Consider the following 23,327-nt stretch of genomic DNA (forward strand, 5'->3'; position numbering starts at 1 on the left):
AGTCTTTATAAAGAAAGGGCTGAATCAGATTGTTGATCCAGCCCTTCTTCTACGAGACGGAAAGGCTTAAAATGATGAATTTGGCTGCTTTAAAAACTCTTCTTCAGCAGCAGTTGATTCTCGGTCTAATACCTCATTACGGTGCGGATAACGACCAAACTGTTCAATGATGTCTTTATGACGATGCTCAAAGTCGAGTGTCATTGCATCATTTAACTGTTCAAACAATGGTAAGTAGCGATCATGAATCATCAAAGATTCAGAATGCATAAACGGCATAATCATAAATTTGCGCCACGGCATCGGTAGGGTATCGAAATAGGGTTGTTGAATGGCTTCTTGAGCTAATACCAGTGCCATTCCATCTTGCGCAAAAGCACCTACTTGATTGCGGCACAGATTACGAGAAAACTGATCTAACACGATAATCTCTGCCAATCGTCCTGCCAAAGCGGTAATTGAGCTGTTGCTATCTGCTGGCGCGTCTGTAATACGCCAAATCACGCATTCACCTTGCTGGGCGGCTTGCCAAATATCGTCAAATTTCTCTTTTATTTGATTATCAAAGTTATTGTTTTGTTCGAACCAATACTGCTCATTATCTTTATCAAACCAAAAATCTAAGACCGCACATGCATCAGCGTTAAGGTGTTCTAAATTGATATTCTTTAAATTAAGTTGCGATAAATTAGCTTGGCTGGCAGAGGTGGAATAATCAGTTGATAGTGACATAAGATATTCTAATTATAATGAATTTAGTCTACTATAGCGCAAATATTTATATCTGTCATGATGCCAACAGCAGCGATTAGGTAACCTCTTATGAATACAAAACACTCTGAAAAAACCAACACTTTATCATTACCGTCTACGCCTTATTATTTGCTTGATGAAGCGGCAATCGTTGCCAATATGCAGACTATCGCGCGTCTGTGTGAGTTGTCTGGTGCCAAGGCTTTGCTTGCGCTAAAGTGTTTTGCCACGTGGGGCGTGTTTGATGTGATGCAGCCTTATTTGCATGGTACGACTTCATCGTCACTCAATGAAGTGCGGTTAGGCTATGAAACTTTTGGTAATAATAGCGCCGATAGCAATGATGAAGATAAAAAAGAAACCCATGCTTACAGCGTCGCCTATAGCGCCGATGAAATCGACGAAGTATTAAGCTATGCGGACAAGATTATCTTTAACTCTATCTCGCAGTTGCATGCCTTTAAAGATAAAGCGCGTGCACAGAACATCCCTGTCGGGCTACGTCTCAACCCAAAGACCAGTAACTCGTCTTTTATCATCGCTGATCCTGCCCGGCCTTTTAGCCGCTTGGGCGAGTATGATAAAGACAAAATCAAGGCGGTACTTGGCGATATCACAGGCGTGATGATTCATAACAACTGCGAGAATGACAGCTTTGAGGCGTTTAGCGCAAGCTTAGCGGATATAGAAGATAGGTTTGGTGATGTTTTAGCGCAGCTCGAGTGGGTCAGCTTGGGCGGCGGTATTCATTTTATCGCACCTGATTATCCATTAGAAAAATTGGCCGACAGATTAAAAGGCTTTAGTGAAAAATACGGCGTACAAGTCTACCTTGAGCCAGGTGAGGCGAGCATTCACGGCGCTGGCACGCTGGTCACGACAGTGCTGGACACCATGCACAATGACAAAAACCTCGCCGTCGTCGATGCCTCTATCGAGGCGCATATGCTTGATTTGCTCATTTATCGCGAGTCTGCGCCAATCACTTCTGTCAATGCAGAGTCAGTAGAGGTGATGCCTGTCGATCAAGCGCAACAAGATGCTGCTGACAATACTATTATCTACGGCCGCTCCTGTTTGGCAGGCGATATCTTTGGTGAGTATGCTTTGGCGCATGAACTGCAAGTGGGTGATACCGTTGCGTTTGGTAATGCGGCAGGCTATACCATGGTAAAGAAGAACTGGTTTAATGGTGTTAATATGCCAGCGATTGTGATTCGACGTCTAGATGGCAGTATTGATGTGCAGCGCGAATTTGATTATCAAGATTACAAAGCCAGCTTGTCTTAGTATAGTTGAATCCAAATAAATCAGATACATGGCTATCAAGCCGCTCAATGAAACGTTGTTTTTCTTGCTTGCTGTGCCTACGCAGACAGATGCTGCGAAAAACAACGTTTCATCTCACTGTATCGTTTTTATATCGGATTGACTATATAAGGCTTCGTCGTTAAAGTTAAGTTATCAAAAACAAAGACTTAAGGTTAATTATTAAAACTTTTAGTTCGTTGGTTTTTTATACATTATTTTTGCCGATAGTGGGATAAAAATTGTTATAATCGCCTCGGGCAAACAGCCATCGATAAAATGGTGCTTGCTCGACGGGTGCGTGGGTTTTCCTCGGTCTTCCTTTTTAATTCACGCATATCATTCACTCGTTTCTGTTTTGCATAGCCAATATCAATGGTATCGACAGGGACACAAAGGAGGATTGTTCATTGAACACAAATCAAACCAAATCTAGTAAAAAAAACGTACTCATTATTGGCGCAGGTGGTGTCGCTCAAGTGGCTGCGCATAAATGTGCAATGCATAACGATGTGCTGGGCGAGATTCATATTGCTTCACGTACCAAAGATAAGTGCGATGCTATCGCTCAAAGCGTCAAAGACAAAGGTAGCTTTAAGCAAGCAGCAGTCTTGCATACCCATCAAGTCGATGCCATGGACAGCCAAGCGCTTGTGCAGCTAATACAAGACACTGGCGTACAAATCGTCATCAACGTCGGCTCGGCATTTATCAATATGACCGTATTAGAGGCCTGTATTGAGACGGGCGTGGCTTATATTGACACTGCCATCCATGAAGATCCACGTAAGATTTGTGAGACGCCGCCATGGTATGACAACTACGAATGGAAGCGTAAACAGCGCTGTGCCGACAATAACGTCACAGCGATCTTGGGTGCAGGGTTTGATCCGGGTGTGGTCAACGCTTATGCGCGTCTGGGCTATGACATGATGGACACAGGTTCGGTCACTGATATCGACATTATCGACATCAATGCCGGCAGTCACGGCAAGTACTTTGCCACCAACTTCGACCCTGAGATTAATTTCCGTGAGTTTACCGGTACGGTGTACTCTTGGCAGGACAGCAAGTGGCAGTCGAATAAGATGTTTGAGGTCAAGCGTACCGATGATTTGCCTGTGGTCGGTGAGCAAAACAGCTACTTAAGTGGACATGATGAGATTCACTCATTATCAGCCAACCTAGATGTGCCAAATATTCGTTTTTGGATGGGCTTTGGCGAGCATTATATCAATGTCTTTACCGTGCTCCAAAACCTAGGTCTATTGTCTGAGCAGCCAGTAACGACCGCCGAAGGACAAGAAGTGATTCCGCTAAAGGTGGTCAAAGCGGTACTACCAGACCCAAGCTCGCTTGCACCAAACTATACCGGCAAGACCTGCATCGGTGACAAGGTCAAAGGCCAAATAGATGGTGTTGATAGCGAGGTCTTTATTTACAATGTCTCAGACCATAAAGACGCCTACAATGAAGTCGGTAGCCAAGGTATCTCTTATACCGCAGGCGTGCCGCCCGTTGCCGCAGCCATGCTGGTTGCGACCGGCGAGTGGGACGCGGGCAAGATGGTCAATGTCGAAGAGCTCGATGCCAAACCTTTTATTAATCTATTGAATAAGATTGGTCTGCCAACGCGTATTCAAGACGCCAAGGGTGACAGAGCGCTTGAGTTTGATATTTAAAAGACTCATTGTCTGCTAGATGAGCCCACCTATTCTTTTTGAGGATAGGTGGGCTTTTTAATAAATTTAAATATCACTCGCCATTTACACTTTTTGTACTCATTCCATGGACATTATTTATAACAATCCTGCGTGACACATTACCACCACTATTAAATTACTGAGTATATGACATAATCCTATTATTAAATAATATAATTACTTAGCTTATGATTCAGGTCTTCTGCAAACGATCAATCTAAGCTAGAGGCAGGGGGTAAAATAAGAATGACCAACGAACCAAATGACGACAATTTAACCGGGGCTGGCAAGCCAAATGAACAAATTGAGAGTTCACGCACACCGTTTGAGCGCAGTCAATTTGGTGGTACAGAGCGTCAATCTAAACCCTTTGATGAAGACCTACCCATATCCCGTAGCGATCTTAGACGAGGCGCGCAAGAGTTGTCAGAAAACAGCGTGGCTCATATTAATTGGAGCGTGCTGATTATCTCATCGATAGTCATTGTTGCCTTTTCATTATGGGCAATTTTTATGCCTGCTAGTGCCAGTACAACCATGAAAACAGTCGTGGATTGGATTGCAACCAACCTTGGCTGGTATTACGTGATTACAATGGTGATGGTCATTGGTTTTGTATTGTGGGTGGCATTGTCTAAGGAGGGCAGTGTGCGCCTTGGGCCTGATGATTCACGGCCACAGTACAAGCTTGGCACTTAGGCGGCGATGTTATTTGCCGCTGGGGTTGGTATTGATCTATTGTTTTTCTCGGTCACCGGTCCTGTCGTCCAGTATTTAACGCCACCCTCTGGTGATGGGGCGAGTGCTGAAGCCATGCAGGATGCCGTTGTTTGGACGATGTTTCATTACGGTATCGCTGGTTGGTCAGTTTACGCATTGCTTGGTATGGCTATGGGTTATTTTGCTTATCGCTGGAATATGCCGTTATCGATTCGTGCCGCTTTATACCCTCTACTTGGTAAGCGTGTAAAAGGCTCTATCGGTCATGGTATTAGTATTATCGCTTTAGTAGGCACGGTATTTGGTGTCGCGACGACAATGGGCATTGGTGTGGTACTGCTTAACGTTGGTTTCTCAAAGCTATTTGGTTTAGAAGAAGGCTTAACGCTGCAAATAGCTTTAGTGGTTGGTGCGGTTATTTTAACTATTTTGGCGACCACCTCAGGGGTTGATCGCGGTATCCGCTGGATATCGGAGCTAAACCTTTGGAGTGCAGTGGCGATGATGGCGTTTATTCTTGTCGCTGGCGAGACAGCATTTTTATTAAACGCTCTGGTCGAAAATTTGGGACAGTTCTTTGTTACTTTGCCCTCTAGAATGTTCAAAACCTTTGCTTATGTCCCCGGTAGCAGTGACTGGATGGGCAGTTGGACGCTGTTCTTTTGGGCGTTTTGGCTGGCATGGGGGCCATTTGTTGGTGTGTTTTTAGCGCGTATTTCGCGTGGACGTACGCTACGTGAGTTCGTCATTGCAGCGATTACTGTACCCGTATTATGCGATTTTATTATCGTTTCTTTCTTTGGAAACTCAGCGCTTTATGAGGTATTACAAGGCAATACAGCCTTTGCTGAGCTTGCGGTTCAAAGCCCAGAGCGCGGTTGGTATGCGTTGCTTGAATTATTCCCAGGGGCGACTATCTTGGTGGCTTTAGCGACGCTGTCAGGTTTGCTGTTCTATATCACCAGTGCTAACTCAGGCGCGATGGTTATGTCGAATTTCTCAACGTCCATTCCCGATCCAAGCGAGGACGGTCCTAAGTGGCTACGTATATTTTGGGCGGTATTGACAGCGATGTTGACTATCTCTATGTTGATTGCAGGCGGGGTCATCACGATGGAGTATGCCACGCTTATCTTTGCGCTCCCAGTGACTATTATTGCCTACCTAGTAATGTTATCTTTTTCTAAAGCGCTAAGAATTGAGCGCGCTGAAAACGAAGGCAAAGTGCTACGCCGTCCTTCTATAGCGCCAAGCGGTGGTCATATACCAGAGCGCTCATGGAAACAGCGATTGGGGCAGATGCTGACTTATCCCTCCAAACGTGAAGCGGTACATTACTTGGATCGTGTCGTGAGACCTGCGCTCAATGATGTGGCCAATGAGTTTGAACGTCAAGGTTATGAGATCGACCGCGATAACATTCCACATATAGATAACGATATTGATATTGGTGGCCCACTATTAAAAGTTGCCTCCGATGCAAAGAATAACTTTTACTACCAAGTGTCAATGGTCGAGACGCCGTCACCGACTTTCAGTGGCAAAATGGCGCCAAATACCGACGTTTATTATCGTTTAGAGGTGACAACTCAGACTGGTTCAGGCGGTTATGATTTAATGGGCTTGACCAAGCAGCAAGTTATCGACGATGTGCTTGAACAATATCAAGCCTATTTAACCTTTATTAGTACTCCAACGGACACGGTAATCAATACACTATAAAAGAATGTTAGCGCTCGCTTAAATCAAGTTGCTTGGTACTTCTTTTGAATTGTATTAATCATACTATGAATACAAGCATAGGGTTACCGCTAGGTTTTAGCGATAAAAAATAAAAAGTTTTATAATGGATTCATTAATCATTAAATCAGGGAGATGATGTTATGGAAATGAAGAGTATACCGTTTGGAATTACCGACTGGACAGAAGTACAAGCAGTAGAAGTCAAAGGTGAGACTGGCACAGGATATTGGAAAACGCTTGAATTTAATAATATCAATGTGCATATGGTTGAGTATTCTGCAGGCTATCTTGCTGATCACTGGTGCTATAAAGGGCATATTTTGTTATGCGTGGAAGGAGAGCTGCACACAGAGTTAAAGGATGGTCGCATCTTTACTCTAACGCCAGGTATGACTTATCAAGTGGCGGACGATACGATTGCCCATCGCTCATCAACACAGGTAGGTGCTAAGCTATTTATTGTTGATTAAAGGTATCCATAATCTATAACAATAATACAACTTTATAAAATAAGAGTATGAACTGCAATATATGGCAGCTTTTATCCTCATCAAGGAGTCATTGATTTGCCTGAATTAAAGACAGTTGGTCTTTTTGTGCTGACAGCACTGGCGGAGATTGTTGGCTGTTATTTGCCTTATTTGTGGTTACGAGAAGGTAAATCAATTTGGCTATTGATTCCTGGTGTGCTTAGTCTGGCAGCCTTTGTATGGTTGCTGACATTACATCCAACTGAAGCTGGTCGAGTTTATGCGGCTTACGGTGGTGTGTATGTTGCGATGGCAATTTTATGGTTATGGACCATAAACGGCATTCGGCCAACCTCATGGGACATACTGGGCTCTGCGGTCGCGCTGACAGGGATGGCGATTATCATGTTCGCCCCGCGTCATTAGTCGCTAATGGCTCTAAGGAATAGAGGTGTTAATAAGTGCTTACTTACGGATACATATTGATTTGCTATAATAAGTGGTAAGCCAATGATTAAGTCAGGCAAACTCCTACTGGTTAATATTTAGCACGATAGTGCTTATTGTTTTGGTCAAAATTATTATGCGTATACGTAAACTATTCAAATTCGAAAATGCTCATATTGTGCGTAATTGTAGCTCTGAGCGCTGCAAACACTCTATTCATGGTCACAGTTATCAGATTGAGTTGATTCTTGAGGCCAAGCGTCTAGATCATGGACAGATGGTCTATGATTTTGGGCTACTAAAATCCTCAATCAAAGACATTATTGATAGTTTTGATCATGCCATTTGTTTTTGGAGTAAAGACGATCCTGAGTATATTGCTGCTTGCAAAAAATTCAGCGCCCGCTGGATAAGTTTGCCAGTGTCGCCATCCGCAGAGCAGTTCTCACGCGTAATATTCTTTTGGGCGCAAGAGATTTTACAGCAAACCCAAATGCAAAACGGTGAAGCCGACGTCAGTGTCTATTCGGTAATCGCTCACGAGACTGCTACAGGTTACGCGCAATGCTTCGCTGAAGATGTAGCAAACGCGCAAATGGGTAAGCTTAAGCTAGAAGACTTTGAGTTTAGTGAGCAAGTACGCGCTGAGTGGCATGATCCTGAGCTGTATACCAAATTGATTGGTGGTGAACGTTTTGTCAATCCATCGGTAACCATGCAAGTATATGAACAACAAGTGGGTACAGTCTAATGTCTAACCATAACGATACCTGTTTGAGCGATAAACAGTTGCAAATATTAACCTTATATTCAGAAACCGATACTGAGCGTTTGGCCAAGCAGCTTGCTACTTTGCTACCTTCAGGTAGTATCTGGTTGGCGGGTGATTTGGGCGCAGGCAAAACCACATTGACACGCTATTGGTTACAAGCTTTGGGGCATAAGGGCGCGGTGAAAAGCCCAACCTATACTTTGGTTGAGCCTTATAGTATTGAGCAAGATGACGGTACAACTAAGCTTGTCTACCATACTGATTTATACCGTATACAAGATCCTGAAGAATTATCTCTTATTGGTTTTGATGAGTATCTTGAGGATAAGGACGCCCTAGTCATCATTGAATGGCCAAGTCGCGCTGACAATTATCTACCACCTCCTGCGTTGTTTATTGACATTACCCAAAGCGTAGATGAGACTCGTCAGGTTGAAATAAGACTATCAAAGGTAGGACAAGCACAAGGACTGGACTTATCATTACTAAATATTTAGTTTGGTAAAACACGTTCGGGTTTCACAATATATGACACTCCTCAATGCCAGATAACTATCCAAATACACGTATCAAAAAACTATCACCATTGCTAATCAATCAACTGGCAGCCGGTGAGGTCGTAACGCGTCCGGCAGCAGTGGTTAAAGAGTTGCTAGAAAATGCCATTGATGCTGGTGCTTGCAATATTGAAGTACATATCACTCAAGGTGGTATGGGTATGATAGAGGTAGTGGACGACGGTATCGGCATTCATCCTGATGATATGGTCATGGCAATTACCCGTCATGCAACCAGTAAAGTCGCTGATGTGGCTAATTTGCATGGTATTACGACGTTAGGTTTTCGCGGGGAGGCATTGGCAGCGACAGCGGCTGTTTCTCGTCTGACTTTAACCAGTAGTCATGATGACAGCGGTATTGGTCGTCAGTTACAGGTCGCAGGCGTATTAGAAGATAGCCCAAAGCTAGTACCTGTCGTACATAAACGCGGTACGACGATCACGGTTAAAGATTTATACTTTAACGTACCAGCACGCCGAGGCAATCTAAAGTCTATTGCGACTGAGTTTGGACATATCGAAACCATCGTACGTGAAGTAGCTTTGGCGCGGGCAGATGTGGCACTAAGTCTGTTTCACGATAATAAAAAGCGCTTGGCACTATCGTCAAGTTCTATAGTACCAAGTCTGATGTCTACAAATGACAAATATGAACGCGATCAGTCTGTCGGAGTCAATGGGAGTAGTGACAACACTGATCGTTTGCCATTATCACGCCTTGAGCAAGCAACTGGTATCTCATTAATGGATGACGCATTAGAGGTAATAGTCGATCTATCCAGTCTAATGCAGGCATCTGTAGAATATGCTGACCAAGCAAATGCTAGTAGTCAGGCAAGTATCAATGGTTGGTTATGGCCTAGCGATAAACAAAAGCGACAGCAGGACAGTTTGCCAAAGCTATTATACGTAAATGGCCGTTTGGTTAAAGAACCAATAATCAGTAATCAGATTCGACAGCTTGCACAGCATGCTCAATTAGATGTCATGGGGTATGCGCTTTATTTTGATGTTCCTACTAAATGGCTAAATATTAATGTGCATCCGTCTAAACAGCGCATCAAGATAAGCCCGCTTAACAACATCATGGCGCATTTAAGCCATGCAATTCGTTTAAAGCTAAAAAAGCAAGCTTTGACAAGTAAATCATTGGATGATTTGTCACTTAACATGTCTGCTACTAACGACTTACTACAAAGCCGGCAAGTACAAACGCCTAAATATCCGTATCAGGTGTCATCAGATACGACGTTTTCTAAAAAACTAGCGAACTCTTATTCAGCAAATGCTTCTGTAAAAAAGTCTTATACTGACAAATCATTGCAGCAAGATATTAAGCCTGTGAGTGTAGTTTCAAATGTTAACGTTAATAGCGCTAGTAGTTTAAATGGTTCAGATATATCAATCAAATCTCTACCAGTTTGCTTAGACGTTATTGATATGATGGATAGCGTGATCAGTAAGTTTTCACATATTGAGGCTATTGATAACAAAAAATTGCCTTGGCTGTTATTTTATAATAAAGGCCAGTGTGTGCTGATTAGTGCAGAGGCTTGGCAGTCGAAAATGCGCTCGCTATTCGAGTCACGTATACTGAGTGACAATGTACTTAAAAGAAGCAAACTGCCTGATAGTCCTATATATATCAACCAACAGCTTGCAACTGTAAGTACGCAAATGAGTGCGCAGGATTTGGCAGTTTTTATAGCGGATACAGAAAAGCTGCTAATTGATGAGGCAATCATAAACATTGATCGCAATCAATTGATCTCATTTATGTTGTCGTCTTTACCTGAATAAATTACGACCCAATCTAATTATAAAAAGCAGATGACGTGCTTATAAACAGCCAGTCTCTAGTTCGACTATTTAAATTATTACTCACAAAGGCAATTCTATGCAGCTTACGTCTAATAGTATCACTCCTAAATTGGCGGATAATAGCGTGGTTTGCTTGATGGCACCAACGGCTAGTGGCAAGACCGCCTTAGCCTATGAGTTATACGATACTGGTCGTTATGAGTTAATCTCAGTAGATTCAGCACTTATATACCGTGATATGAATATAGGTACGGCCAAACCTACGACTACTGAGCTTACGCGTTACCCGCATCATCTAGTCAATATTATTGACCCTATGCAAAGCTATAGCGTGGCTGAATTCGTCAATGATGTCGCTCGCTTGATTGATAGCTGTCACAATAATGGCAAAATACCGCTGTTGGTAGGTGGCACCATGATGTATTACATGGCGTTACTCGACGGGCTATCTCCAGTGCCAGACAGTGAGGACAGTGTCCGCTTGCGGGTAGAGCAGTGGCGACAATCAGAAGGTATTCAGGCACTATTTGACTATCTTGGTAAAGTGGATCCCATCAGTCATCAGCGTCTTCATGCAACTGATACCCAGCGTATTACGCGCGCCGTAGAAGTATATTTGCAAACTGACATTGCTATAAGCGACTGGCAGCGTAAACCTAAGCAAGCACTAGCAGACAATCCACATCAGCATTGGCATGTACTTACAGTGATGCCGGATCGTCCTTGGCTGCATAAGCGTATCGAGCAGCGTTTAGATATTATGTGGCGTGAGGGACTAGTAGCTGAAGTAATTGGTTTGCTTAAAACTTATCCGCTGACACCTAATTTACCATCTATGCGCTGTGTTGGTTATCGGCAGGTCTTAGAGTACTTAATACACATTGATCACCGAGTATTTGAGCAGACACATCTTGATAAGAGGCAGTTTGAAGATGTCTTTGGCAAATTTGAAAACCCAAGCAAACAAAAAGTAGGCCAAGATAAGATGCTGCAATCACAGTTGTTAACGCTTGATAGTCAAACGGAGGCGCTTGCTTGTTATCAAATGCAAAATAAGGCATTATATGCTACAAGACAACTGGCCAAACGCCAATATACTTGGCTACGTAAGCTAACCCGATTATCGAATATCGATAAAGATTTGCATAATAACAACGAAATTGTCATATCTTCCTACGAATCTATGGCGCAAGCTGGAGAGTACCTACGCTAATTGACCCACTGACCGTGGTCAAAAATACTATTAAAGAAACATAGAATATTAAACATCAAGTGGATTTATTAGTAGCGAGGGTAAGTTATAAATACCTACAGTTGAAAAGCACAAATCACAATAAGTTTCAAAGTCTGGCTTAGATAGCTGTTATAATTTGTTAACTTGATATTTATAATATATCGTATTAACTGTCGTTTATTTACTGTTATTGTAAGAGTCACTGATTACTTATTTGTTTACAATAATATAATATTGAAACAAAGTAGAATTGATAAAGAAAAACTGGTGCTTATTTAGATACGTTTTATTGGTAAAACTTATTATTGTATCTTTTTCTAACCATTATAATTAAACAAGCACTTATAATATAATTATATAATATTTGGGAGAGTTTTTATGTCAAAAGGACAAACATTACAAGATCCGTTCTTAAACTCACTACGCAAAGATCGTATTCCAGTGTCTATTTTTTTGGTAAATGGTATTAAGTTACAAGGCCAAATTGAATCATTTGACCAATATGTTGTTTTACTAAAAAATACGGTTAGCCAAATGGTTTATAAGCACGCCATTTCGACTGTAGTTCCAGCACGTAATCCACGAGGCGCCAGTACTACTGCATCATCGAGTAGTAGTATGCAAACCCAAGGTACTAGTGGGTATCAAGGTGGGAGTACTAATAGTGGTTTTGAGAGAAGTGGCAGTGTAAGTGGCGGTTTTGAAGAACGTGGCTTTGCTTCTAATCGTAGCGGTTTTAATCGTGGTGGCTTTGGACAGGGACAAGACCGCGGGTTTGAGCGTGGTGGTTTAGGTCAAACTCAGGATCGTAGCTTTGATCGCAGTGGTTTTGGTCAAGACCGCGGTTTTGAGACGCCAGCAGAAAACACTGAATTTGATGACAAATCAAACAACGATTTTGATGATAATAACAATTAATTGATATCATCTGTATCTGTAAAGGTATACTGTTGAAGCCTATTTCAATAAAAAGACCTGCTGCTCAGTGGGTCTTTTTTGTATCAACGATTTAACTATTTTAAGCCTGCTAAACTATTTTAAGCCTGCTAAATAGTTAAAGGATACAACCAATCAAATGTCTTAGCGATGTCTAAGTAGCACCACTGATATATGTTTTTTAATCAACCTTTCATTGTGCTGTTTTAAGCCATGTTATTAAAATGGCGTTCAATATAGTAAAATATGTTATCAATAATAATCACCGAGCCAAACCATGAACAACTGTACAAACAATCTTACCCATGACCAATTTATAACCACTGCTGTTGATGCTATTCAAACTGAGATAGCCGCGTTGGCATTGTTAACTGAACAGATAGACGATAGGTTTGTGCAGGCTTGCGAAATCATTTTGGCTTGTAAAGGTCGCGTAGTCGTGACTGGTATGGGTAAGTCAGGTCTGATAGGGCGCAAGATAGCAGCGACGTTTGCCTCGACTGGTACACCAGCGTTTTTTATGCATCCTGGCGAAGCAGGTCATGGCGACTTAGGAATGCTGGTAAAAGGCGATGTGCTACTTGCTATCTCCAATTCTGGAGAGTCTGATGAAATCAAAACGTTACTGCCAGTGGTTAAGCGTCTGGGCATTCCGCTCATTAGTATCAGTCGGGACAAACGTGGTATGTTGCCACGCGCAGCCGACATTATGTTGACACTTGGCAAGTCACAAGAAGCGTGTCCGCTTAATCTAGCACCTACTTCTAGTACAACAGCGACTTTAGCGTTAGGAGATGCTTTGGCAGTTGCTTTGGTACACGCACGTAACTTTACCTCAGAAGACTTTGCTTTATCGCATCCAGCAGGTGCGCTTGGTCGCCAGCTATTAACACGAGTAGAGGATTTGATGCATAGTAATGTAGATAATCTACCACTCGTTAATCAAAAAGCACCATTACAAGATGCCTTGTTTACGATGTCTGCGGGCCGTTTGGGTATGACTGTTGTGATCGATGATGAACAAAAAGTTGTTGGTGTATTTACAGATGGGGATTTGCGCCGGGGTTTAGAAAAACGTATCGACCTTGCAACCCCAATACAAGATGTGATGAGCACGAATCCCCGCCAAGTAAGTAAGTCGATGCGTGCATCTGATGCCTTAAGTGTCATGAATGAAAATGCAATCAGTCAGCTATTAATCATAGATGAGGAAGAGCGCTTGGAGGCCATTATCACCGTGCATGACTTGCTACAAGCAGGTGTGAAATAAGCGCTTAAACCGAGTAGGTTTTACATTCAAATAATAATATTTTATAAGAGATAAATTATGCAAGACTTAATCGAAAAAGCAGGGCTGGTCAAAATGTTGGTCTTGGACGTTGATGGTATTTTATCGAATGGTCAGATTATCTATGATGCTAATGGCATTGAGACTAAAGTATTTTCGGTACAAGATGGCGTCGGTATTAAGTCTTTGGCACGTTATGGTATTTTAACTGCTATTATTACAGGCCGTAATAGTCCTATGGTCAATAAGCGTGCTGCAGAAATAGGCATCGATTATGTGGTGCAAGGACGTGATGATAAGCTTATCGCCTTAAAAGAGCTGCTGTCTACCTTAGATCCAGCGCTTGATATTACTGCTGCCGACTGCGCTTATATGGGAGATGATTTGCCTGATATTAAAGCCCTGCAAACCGTCGGCTTGGCCGCGACAGTACCCAATGCGCATGCTGAGGTTATTAGTCGCAGCGATATGGTAACGACGCGCGCTGGCGGGATGGGAGCGGTGCGTGAAGTATGTGATTTGATTTTAAAAGGTCATGGGTGTTATCAAGATTTTATTGCGCACTATACGCTTGATGAAGTACCAGCGCAGGATAACTTATCGTGAATACTCGTGTCTTAATTATTCTAGCATTAATCATTGCCGGTATTGCTGGTTGGTTTTTTCAACAACAAGGTAAGGTCACACCGCCAGTAAAAATAGAAGCCTCCGAGGTTGATTATGAAGCGACTGATATAAAAGCGGTACAAACCAATGAAGAAGGTGAGACTGAATACGAGCTAAATGCCGACTCACTAACGCACAACCCAGTGACCAACCAAGATGAGATGTCAGGTATTACCATGAACTGGGAACCATCTGATGAGCAGCGTTATCAAATCCAAGCAGGTAGTGCTACTATCAATCAACAAACAGGAGAGCTGCGTCTGTCTGGTGGTTTTACTTTAGTCAGTGAAGACAAAGCGGATGGTGCATCAGATATTGAGCCTATTAAAGTTACAGGCCAAACGCTTAAAGGAAACACCAAGTCTCGCCAAGTCTATAGCGATGAATCTGTTAAAGTTGAGCAAGGTATGAATCGCTTTGAGGCTTCTAGTATGAAGGCCAATCTTGAAACTGGTGAATATGAGTTTGGGCAAGTTGCTGTGACTTTTACACCCGCTGAGCGTCAGGATCAGGCTTTATTTTAATGCCTTGTATATTACGTATTATTGCCTTAGATAGTTTAAAATATAGTGAGTTCAGTATAAAAGCGATATAGTGGAACTGAGATAAATTTTACGCAGCCTTTGTCTGCGCAGGCACAGCAAGCCAGAAAAATTTATACCAGTTCCGTGTTGAAATATAATGTATCTGTTCTATTTAGAATCGATATAGTTGGTAAAGGTAATAGTAGTAATTGGCTCGCTTATTGCTACTTATCCATGTAACCAATCTAGGTTGCTCGTATTTTCCAATAGCTTTTGCTTTTCTACTACTTATCACTTTCTCACTCTAAAAGAGTAACTGCTTATGAAATCTAACTTTTTGCCTGTCGTTAGCCAAAACTATATGTCGCAAATCTTACGTGTATTGCCGACAGCTATGCTAATAGCATTACCGTTATATAGTCATGCATTGCCATCAGATGCCAACCAACCCATTAAATTGTTGGCAGATAAAGCAACCTATAGTGAGCGTACAGGTGTCACCAGTTACTCTGGTAATGTCATTATTACCCAAGGAACATTAAAGCTTACCGCTGATGATATCACTGTGAATTTATCGCAGCAGCGCAGCATCAATTCAGCAGTGGCAACCGGACGTCCAGCAACCATGCAACAAGTTATCACTCAAGAAAAAGGACTAGCAAAAGGTCAGGCAAACAAGATTGATTATAATGCAGTGAGCGGTATTATTACTTTAACGGGTAATGCAAAACTGGTGCAAAACGGTGCTAGCTTTGCTGGTAATGTCATTCGTTATAGCCTAAAAGCTGGCGATGTCGAAGCGACAGCTGGTGGCAATCAGCGTGTTGAGTTGGTACTGCCGCCCAATAATAGTACCAATCAAAGCAGTATACGCTAAAATAATTTACCAAATCTTATAAGCATTTAAATTTGCCTTAGTATGAGTAACGTATGAGTGATAACAGTAGTTTTAATAGCGACCTTGATGGTCATGATACATCTATGTTAAATAACACGTCTACGCCCATTGTTGAACGGCTGACAATGCAAAATTTAGGCAAACGTTACGGTAAGCGCTGGGTAGTCAAAGATGTCTCGTTCTCAGTTGAGCAAGGTCAAGTTGTTGGGCTGTTAGGGCCTAATGGTGCAGGTAAGACAACCAGCTTTTATATGGTGGTTGGTTTGGTCAATATGGACAAAGGCCGTGTGACCTTGGGTAAAATGGATTTGTCCAAGTATGCCATGCATGAGCGTGCCCGAGCTGGCATTGGTTATTTGCCACAAGAGGCCTCTATTTTTCGTAAGTTATCTATCGAAGAGAATATTTTAGCCATTCTACAAACTCGTAAAGAGCTATCAGCTACTCAGCAGACGCAAGAGCTTGAAAAGCTGATTGGAGAGTTTCATTTAGAGCATGTACGAAAATCATTAGGCATGAGCGTCTCAGGCGGTGAGCGTCGTCGCTGCGAGATTGCGCGTGCCTTGGCCGCTGACCCCAAGTTTATCTTGTTAGATGAGCCTTTCGCTGGGGTTGATCCCATCTCAGTTGGTGATATTAAAGATGTTATCTTAACATTAAAAAATCGAGGCATTGGCGTACTCATTACCGATCACAATGTACGCGAAACTCTCGCTATCTGCGAAAAAGCTTACATTGTCTCAGAGGGCGCCATCATTGCCGAAGGTACGGCATGTGAAGTTTTAGACAATGAGCTGGTAAAATCGGTTTACTTGGGTAAAGATTTTCAAGTGTAGGTCATGGTTTGCATTGGCTTTTTATTGCTCAAAAAAGCACTAATAGGTGATTAAGCGTACACTGATGATGTCTCACTGACCTTGAGTTTTTGTCTGTCAACACCATTTAATTAAGGTATCTCAACTATACGCCAATGGTCTTGGTCAGTGGCCATTGGCGTATATTCAACATGTCCAACCTTATTCTTTCTTATCAAAGCTATTACTAATTCATCATAATCTATGATGCCTCTTTTTCTATAAATAACAGTATTTTGACCTCTTTTTAACTTGCAACTTAAATAGGGCGCATACACGATGGCAAAAAACAAAAGTAGCTACGTCTGTCAGCACTGCGGTGCGCATTTTGGTAAATGGTCAGGACAGTGCTCTGACTGTGGCGAATGGAACAGTTTGGTTGAAGCACCAAATGTCAGCATGCCGCATCATAATAAAAATACAGCCAAATCTGCTGCCAATCGAGCAGCACCGCGCAGTACAAACGGTAGTACGTCACCAGGGAACTATTCAGGAACGCAAAGTGCGGTTATGCCACTTAACGCCGTTAGCATGACATTAGATACCCGACTACCAACAGGTATTAGCGAGTTTGACCGAGTATTGGGCGGCGGGCTGGTAGCGGGTTCCGTGGTACTAATAGGTGGTGATCCAGGTATTGGTAAATCTACCATCTTACTTCAAACAGCGACCAATATGGCGCGTGCTGATTCATTAGCAGGTAGTGCGCTTTATGTCACAGGGGAAGAATCACTGGCACAGGTGGCGATGCGAGCCAAACGTCTAGACCTACCTGCTGATCGCTTGCGAGTGTTGGCTGAGACAAATGTAGAAACCATTTGTGCTGCCTTGACTCAAGAGCAGCCTGCTATCGCGATTATTGATTCGATTCAGACCATTTATACGGATGCCATCAATTCGGCTCCAGGCGGTGTGAGTCAAATACGTGAGTCGGCAGCTATTTTGACTCGTTATGCCAAACAAACGGGAACGGCTTTATTTTTGGTTGGACATGTGACCAAAGAAGGTACGCTTGCGGGACCACGTGTGCTTGAGCATATGGTTGACACAGTTTTGTACTTTGAAGGACAGTCTGACTCACGATTTCGTATGATTCGTGCGGTCAAAAACCGCTTTGGCGCGGTCAATGAGTTGGGCATCTTTGGGATGACGGATATGGGTCTTAAAGAGGTTGCCAATCCATCTGCTATATTTCTAAGCCGCTATGATAAGCCAGTTGCGGGCTCAGTGGTTATGGTTAGCCGTGAGGGTACACGTCCATTATTAGTCGAGGTACAGGCGCTGGTTGATGACTCACAAGGGCAGCCAAGACGTATGGCTTTAGGGCTTGATTTTCAGCGTCTATCGATGCTGCTTGCTGTGATGCACCGTCATGGCGGTATCCATACCAGTGGACAAGACGTTTATGTCAATGTAGTTGGCGGCGTCAAAGTAATAGAAACGGGCTCTGATTTGGCAGTACTATTAGCTTGTGCGTCAAGTATTAGAGAAAAGCCATTACCTTCATCATTGGCAGTGTTTGGTGAGGTAGGTTTGTCAGGTGAAATTCGCCCTGTACCAAACGGGCAAGAGCGCTTAAAAGAAGCCATGAAGCATGGTTTTACTCACGCTATTATCCCAAAGTCAAACGCGCCTGCCAGTGACTCACCGCAGTTTAAGGGTATTGTCGTACATGCTGTAGAGCGCCTAGATGATGCAATAGAAAGAGCGTTTGAGATTTACTAGCTATGTCAATAAGAGGATATGTCAATAAAATAACTTCTAAAAACAATATCCACAAAAAAAGTGTCAAACTTATCTGAGTTTGACACTTTTTTATATTTTTACGCACTTTACAGATGGCTAATTTTTACATGCTTATAGTTCTCATACAATTTTACAAGCGTCGACTTTAGAATAAAACTATGGACCTGAAACACGTTCAATTGACACGTTACCAACGCCTTTATTGGTAATACCCAAACGTTTGGCTGCGCCATAAGACAAATCTAGAACGCGATTGCCGTGGAATGGACCTCGATCATTCACCTTTACAACCACACTTTTGCCATTGGTTTTATTGGTCACTTTTACGTAGCAATTCAAGGGCAACGAGCGATGAGCAGCAGTCAGACCATTCATATCAAAAGTATCACCGCTGGCCGTTTTACGACCATGAAACTTACGGCCATACCAAGAAGCAAGGCCAGTTTGCTTAAATTTACTCACAGAATTAGAAGCAACAGCAGTCAATCGCTCTAATACATCTTCATCATCGGTAACTTGACTCGTATCATCAGCTAGCAAAGAGCTGTTAATAGCTAGCGATACTGGTTGACGTGCAGATTTTACCAAGCTTGAAGCATTATCATGTTGACGAGTAAGCTCACCAAGGACACGATCAATATGGGAGGCGTTATCTTGAGACAAAGTTGTAAGAGACGTTTTTGCTTCAACTGCGTTAGCATTAGAAGCTACTGCAGAGCCAGCAAACAAACACACTGACATTATAAGTAGACCAGATAGACGCTTATTCATAGGTACCTCTATAACTTATATATTAAGACCTAATATTTAAAACCTTGTGTCGAGCGTGACAAAAACGAATGACTCTAATAGAGTGATAGCTTTACTATACTTACCGACAGTACAAGAGCTATAGAGTAGGATTAGTCTTTATATAGGTTTTAAAATATAGACAGTCTTTACGGTGCAAATTAATAAAACAAAACCAGTCATCAATAAAACAAAAATATAACTACAATAGTTTGTTATGAGTCCGTTAATTTAGGTAGTAGCTTTGAAAAACTAATTGCTCAATATACAGAGTAGCTACGTCTAAAATATAATTAATTGCAATCTTTTTTATTAACTATGTATTGGTTATGTATCAAAGAGTATTAAAAAGAGAGTAACGCAATTTTTTGTAAATGGCAAGTGCTAATAATTAATAACAAATGTCAATTATATATAAAGATATAACAGTATAATTGAGTGACTTTGGAAACATTTATGTAACAATAACAATAATTTATATTTTCTATATGCTTAATATTTGTAAATTATTTATTAGGATTACTTTCTTAAATTGTAAAGAATCTTTCTAAAATTTATACATTCTCTTTATATTCATTAATACGAATTTTTATTTCTAAAATGTTTTTTTATATATATTGTATTGTGAATATATATAAATGAGTATAAATTAACTTTCCATTTTATATCTCAGCTTGTTCACTTGGTTTTTATGAACTTTTTTTGACTTTAATTTGCATTTTCCTAATATTATTTAAAGTCTATAGCAATAGCGTGTTTATAAACTTATTGCATGGAAAATTAACTGCATATAAGATTTGGGTTAAAGAACAAAGAACCTGCTACATAGTTCCATGAGCAGGTAACGTGTGATCTTATATGATGCTCAACTTTGTTTAGGTCTAATCGCTCTTATGAGTATGGATAGACATCAAAAGTCCAAACCCTCCCATTAATGTCACGATTGCAGTGCCGCCATAACTAATAAAGGGTAGAGGTACGCCGACTACAGGTAAGATGCCTCCTACCATACCGACATTGACAAAAACATAAACAAAAAACGACATGGCAATAGCGCCAGCCAATAGGCGACTATAATTGTCGGGATGCGTAAAAGCAATATAGAGCGCACGTACCAATAAGCATGCGTATATCAGCATCAGTAGTATCACGCCAAATAAGCCAAACTCTTCTGAAAAAGCTGCGATAATAAAATCTGTATGGCCTTCAGGCAAAAAATGCAGTTGTGATTGTGTGCCCTCTAAATAACCTTTACCTGACAAACCGCCAGAACCTATGGCTGTCTTTGACTGAATGATATTCCAGCCTGCTCCTTGGACATCGGCTTCAGGGTTTAGCAGCGTTAGTACGCGTGTGCGCTGATAATCATGTAATAAAAAATTCCAAGCAATAGCGACAAGAGGTATGGCTAGGATGGCTGCGGCTGAAATCAGTCGCCAAGATAGCCCTGCTAAAAACAGAACAAAGAGCCCGCTTGCTGCTACCAACAATGATGTACCAAGATCTGGCTCTTTTGCAATTAGTATGACTGGTACAATGATAATGCACAAAGTAATCATGATACTAGAATATGATGGCGGCAAATCTCGTTTAGATAAAAACCATGCACACATCATTGGCATGCCAAGCTTCATAAATTCTGATGGCTGAACGCTGCCAAATCCTGGTAAATTTATCCAGCGCTGTGCACCCATTCGTACTTCACCAATAATCTCAACCAATACCAGTAATATTAGTCCCATTACATAAAATACAGGCGTCAACGTACGATAGAGACTAGGCGGTACTTGCGCCATAATAAACATGACTGTAAAAGCGACCCCATAGCTGACTGTCTGCCTTAGAACCATACCAACATCTTGAGTCGAGGCACTATATAAGATAGTCAACCCAATACAGCAGATAAGTAGTAACAGTATCGTTAACCACGGGTCTATATGAATATGTTGCAACAGTGTTCGTTCATGACGTTGACCGAAATGATGGCTTTGGCGCGAAAAGCGATACTGGGGATTGGAGGACATAAGCAAGAGTGACTGTAATCAAGGGAGGTATATGGAAAGGATTGGTTTAGAAGTATTTGTCATATAGTGGTAAAAGAATGATCTAATTATAAAAAATGACAATACTAGAGGCAAATAGCAAGATTATTCACCATTATCAGGAGCGATAGTTTAGCTTGCTTGCGTAAAATTTGATAGTATCGATAAAATATTTATTAGTAATAACGACTCACATGACTTATGCAAATAATAGACTTTATAAGTCTTTCTATAAATCTGTCTGCAAACAGACTGATATGTTTATTCTTCAAAAAGACATCTATCCCTCTATAACTCTAAAATCCTATATGACATCAATTATCAAGCCCTTAGCTATATTCATTGTTTGTAGTAGCAGTATCGTTGGACATGCTGCGATTTTGAATGATAGCGAGCGCCGTATTCAAGTACGTCATAGTAGTAGCAATGCTTATGTTGCACCTTCTACCAATACCAGATCGACCGTACTAGGTGGCGATAGTATGCAAGGTTTAATTGAACAAAAACAACGCGAGTATGAGTTTGAGGCCAAACTATCGATTGAAGAAAATAAACGAGTAAATGTTAATACTCGTCGACCCAATTATAATACGTCAAGCATTAGAAAGGTGACGTATAATCCTAAGTACAATACAGCCAGTAATACTTATAATAGTATGGCCAGTATAGATTTTGATGACTGGTTAAATAGTAATAGCTTTCGGGCGCAAGAGGTTGCCAATTATCATCGTTATTTAAGCGCACAGATTGGCGCTCAAAACGTACCGCCACTTGAAGAGCTACTCACTACCGCACGTAGCTGGGATAAATGTGGCTATGAGCCTTATCAGCTACCGCCCCAAGAGTTGTGGTCAAATATCGTCCCTACTTTAAGGCTTTATACCAATCTAAAAAATCAGGGTATCTTGCCTGCAAGTAGTAAGATACGTTCGGTATATCGTAGTCCAGGACTCAATGGCTGTGCAGGTGGGGCAAATAATAGCAAACATATGACTGCGGGAGCTATAGATATTTGGGTACCTGAATACGCAAATGATTTTTGGCAGCTAAGCAACTTACAAGATAATTTATGCCAGTATTGGCAATATCAAGGTCAATCTCATAATTTTGGGCTAGGGTTGTACTCAACTGGTGCGATTCATCTAGATACGCAAGGCTATCGAAAATGGGGGTTTCATCATACTAGTAGTAGCTCGTCATGTCGTTACTAAACCCAAGCAGTAGGTTAGCTTAATGGGCAGAACAAGGTAAAATCCACGACACTAAGTTATTTAAGTATGATTAATGTATTAAGCATGTTTCGAGCCCAAGATAAGTGTCATATTATCGTTTGATTGAACCTTTAGTCATTAAAAGCTGGTCACGTAATCTCAAACCGTGTTCTAATATTGTTAGATAATTGTCCATATTTTATATGGTTTCTTGTTTAAAAAACAAAAAACCATGGTTTGATAAAAGCAGGATTTATGAAGGGTTTTCGCTCAATAATATCAAATGTCTACCGTTTGCATTTAAAGAATATGTTTCATACTCAATCGAATATGCCGTATCTGGCATTGATTGCTATTACGCTATTAGTTGTGCTCATTAGTCATTCTTGTCGCCCAGAACTCTCTGTTGATCATCAAACCAATACTATAATGAATGCGCAAAAACAACTTGAAGCTGCAAAAATTGAAGATAATATAAAAAACTCTTATGCACGCTTAGCTGCCAATCGCACAGATATCTGTCCCAAACTATTACAAAAAGATATGGGCAGTAGTAATATTGAGCGAGTTGATGAGGTAATGGTCGATGATTATTGCGATTATTTTTTATACCTAGATACTGGGCAGCGTCTTGATGTCGATGTCGACAACAGACAAATTGAGGCACTATTAATTGTGCCTACTATACATAATTTTGCTAATGGGGAATACCAAGTAGCATCTTATGATAAACATGTGATCCGATTGGCTTATAATGGAGCCACATATAAGCCTGAACGCTTAAGCTACGATGTGGCGATAACGGTTACGGACTAAATATCTATAGCGTCTCTTTTCATGTTG

20 protein-coding genes and 1 pseudogene are annotated in these 23,327 nt (G+C 41.5%); 18 read left to right on the top strand and 3 right to left on the bottom strand.

Annotated features, from left to right (window positions below; all coding sequences use genetic code 11):
- Window positions 1-66 precede the first annotated feature (66 nt).
- On the bottom strand, window positions 67-732 hold the full coding sequence (locus tag BTV98_RS05365) for a DUF924 family protein (RefSeq protein ID WP_082638023.1): 666 nt from the start codon (window positions 730-732) through the stop codon (window positions 67-69).
- Window positions 733-822: 90 nt separating this feature from the next.
- Between BTV98_RS05365 and BTV98_RS05370 the strand changes: the two genes are divergently transcribed.
- The 16 genes and pseudogenes from BTV98_RS05370 to radA all read left to right on the top strand — a co-directional run bounded on the left by BTV98_RS05370 (window position 823) and on the right by radA (window position 18,421).
- Complete coding sequence (locus tag BTV98_RS05370) at window positions 823-2,043, top strand: carboxynorspermidine decarboxylase (protein WP_075103090.1); 1,221 nt, start codon at window positions 823-825, stop codon at window positions 2,041-2,043.
- Between the two features lie 428 nt (window positions 2,044-2,471).
- Complete coding sequence (locus BTV98_RS05375; RefSeq protein ID WP_058368935.1) at window positions 2,472-3,743, top strand: saccharopine dehydrogenase family protein; 1,272 nt, start codon at window positions 2,472-2,474, stop codon at window positions 3,741-3,743.
- Window positions 3,744-4,010: 267 nt separating this feature from the next.
- Window positions 4,011-6,206 (top strand): annotated as a pseudogene (gene betT / locus BTV98_RS05380) (choline BCCT transporter BetT).
- Window positions 6,207-6,367: 161 nt separating this feature from the next.
- On the top strand, window positions 6,368-6,697 hold the full coding sequence (locus tag BTV98_RS05385) for a DHCW motif cupin fold protein (RefSeq protein WP_058368934.1): 330 nt from the start codon (window positions 6,368-6,370) through the stop codon (window positions 6,695-6,697).
- Window positions 6,698-6,793: 96 nt separating this feature from the next.
- Window positions 6,794-7,123, top strand: a complete 330-nt coding sequence (locus BTV98_RS05390) for a YnfA family protein (protein WP_058368933.1) — start codon at window positions 6,794-6,796, stop codon at window positions 7,121-7,123.
- Window positions 7,124-7,280: 157 nt separating this feature from the next.
- A complete protein-coding gene (locus BTV98_RS05395) occupies window positions 7,281-7,895 on the top strand; it encodes a 6-carboxytetrahydropterin synthase (protein ID WP_058368942.1) in 615 nt (204 codons plus the stop codon).
- Window positions 7,895-8,413: a tRNA (adenosine(37)-N6)-threonylcarbamoyltransferase complex ATPase subunit type 1 TsaE gene (gene tsaE / locus BTV98_RS05400; protein ID WP_058368932.1), complete on the top strand. Its 519-nt coding sequence runs from the start codon at window positions 7,895-7,897 to the stop codon at window positions 8,411-8,413. Before BTV98_RS05395 ends, tsaE begins: the two co-directional genes overlap by 1 nt.
- 44 nt (window positions 8,414-8,457) lie before the next feature.
- Complete coding sequence (gene mutL, locus BTV98_RS05405; protein WP_058368931.1) at window positions 8,458-10,275, top strand: DNA mismatch repair endonuclease MutL; 1,818 nt, start codon at window positions 8,458-8,460, stop codon at window positions 10,273-10,275.
- A 97-nt stretch (window positions 10,276-10,372) separates the two neighbouring features.
- Window positions 10,373-11,509, top strand: coding sequence for a tRNA (adenosine(37)-N6)-dimethylallyltransferase MiaA (miaA, locus tag BTV98_RS05410; RefSeq protein WP_058368930.1), 1,137 nt, complete (start codon window positions 10,373-10,375; stop codon window positions 11,507-11,509).
- A gap of 399 nt (window positions 11,510-11,908) precedes the next feature.
- On the top strand, window positions 11,909-12,448 hold the full coding sequence (gene hfq, locus BTV98_RS05415) for an RNA chaperone Hfq (protein WP_058368929.1): 540 nt from the start codon (window positions 11,909-11,911) through the stop codon (window positions 12,446-12,448).
- A gap of 295 nt (window positions 12,449-12,743) precedes the next feature.
- On the top strand, window positions 12,744-13,736 hold the full coding sequence (locus tag BTV98_RS05420) for an SIS domain-containing protein (protein WP_075103091.1): 993 nt from the start codon (window positions 12,744-12,746) through the stop codon (window positions 13,734-13,736).
- Between the two features lie 57 nt (window positions 13,737-13,793).
- A complete protein-coding gene (locus tag BTV98_RS05425; RefSeq protein ID WP_075103092.1) occupies window positions 13,794-14,360 on the top strand; it encodes an HAD family hydrolase in 567 nt (188 codons plus the stop codon).
- Window positions 14,357-14,944 (top strand): LPS export ABC transporter periplasmic protein LptC, encoded by a 588-nt coding sequence (gene lptC / locus BTV98_RS05430; protein ID WP_058368926.1) that lies wholly within the window; start codon window positions 14,357-14,359, stop codon window positions 14,942-14,944. The genes BTV98_RS05425 and lptC overlap by 4 nt, the downstream gene beginning before the upstream one ends.
- Window positions 14,945-15,305: 361 nt before the next feature.
- A complete protein-coding gene (gene lptA / locus BTV98_RS05435) occupies window positions 15,306-15,821 on the top strand; it encodes a lipopolysaccharide transport periplasmic protein LptA (RefSeq protein ID WP_178379363.1) in 516 nt (171 codons plus the stop codon).
- 104 nt (window positions 15,822-15,925) lie between these two features.
- A complete protein-coding gene (gene lptB, locus BTV98_RS05440; protein WP_058368925.1) occupies window positions 15,926-16,678 on the top strand; it encodes an LPS export ABC transporter ATP-binding protein in 753 nt (250 codons plus the stop codon).
- A 297-nt stretch (window positions 16,679-16,975) separates the two neighbouring features.
- Entirely contained in the window at window positions 16,976-18,421 is a 1,446-nt protein-coding gene (gene radA / locus BTV98_RS05445) for a DNA repair protein RadA (RefSeq protein WP_058368922.1), read from the top strand.
- A 177-nt stretch (window positions 18,422-18,598) separates the two neighbouring features.
- Here the strand turns inward: radA and BTV98_RS05450 are convergent, their stop codons facing one another.
- Together BTV98_RS05450 and rodA are read right to left on the bottom strand one after the other, a co-directional pair.
- Window positions 18,599-19,213, bottom strand: a complete 615-nt coding sequence (locus tag BTV98_RS05450) for a septal ring lytic transglycosylase RlpA family protein (RefSeq protein ID WP_075103093.1) — start codon at window positions 19,211-19,213, stop codon at window positions 18,599-18,601.
- Window positions 19,214-20,112: 899 nt separating this feature from the next.
- Entirely contained in the window at window positions 20,113-21,255 is a 1,143-nt protein-coding gene (gene rodA / locus BTV98_RS05455) for a rod shape-determining protein RodA (protein ID WP_058368920.1), read from the bottom strand.
- 275 nt (window positions 21,256-21,530) lie between these two features.
- Between rodA and BTV98_RS05460 the strand changes: the two genes are divergently transcribed.
- Window positions 21,531-22,484, top strand: coding sequence for a D-Ala-D-Ala carboxypeptidase family metallohydrolase (locus BTV98_RS05460; RefSeq protein WP_227511752.1), 954 nt, complete (start codon window positions 21,531-21,533; stop codon window positions 22,482-22,484).
- A 255-nt stretch (window positions 22,485-22,739) separates the two neighbouring features.
- A complete protein-coding gene (locus BTV98_RS05465) occupies window positions 22,740-23,300 on the top strand; it encodes a hypothetical protein (RefSeq protein ID WP_143505656.1) in 561 nt (186 codons plus the stop codon).
- Window positions 23,301-23,327: the final 27 nt, after the last annotated feature.

Origin of the sequence: Psychrobacter sp. Cmf 22.2 (assembly GCF_001921745.1) — a bacterium.
Taxonomy (GTDB): domain Bacteria; phylum Pseudomonadota; class Gammaproteobacteria; order Pseudomonadales; family Moraxellaceae; genus Psychrobacter.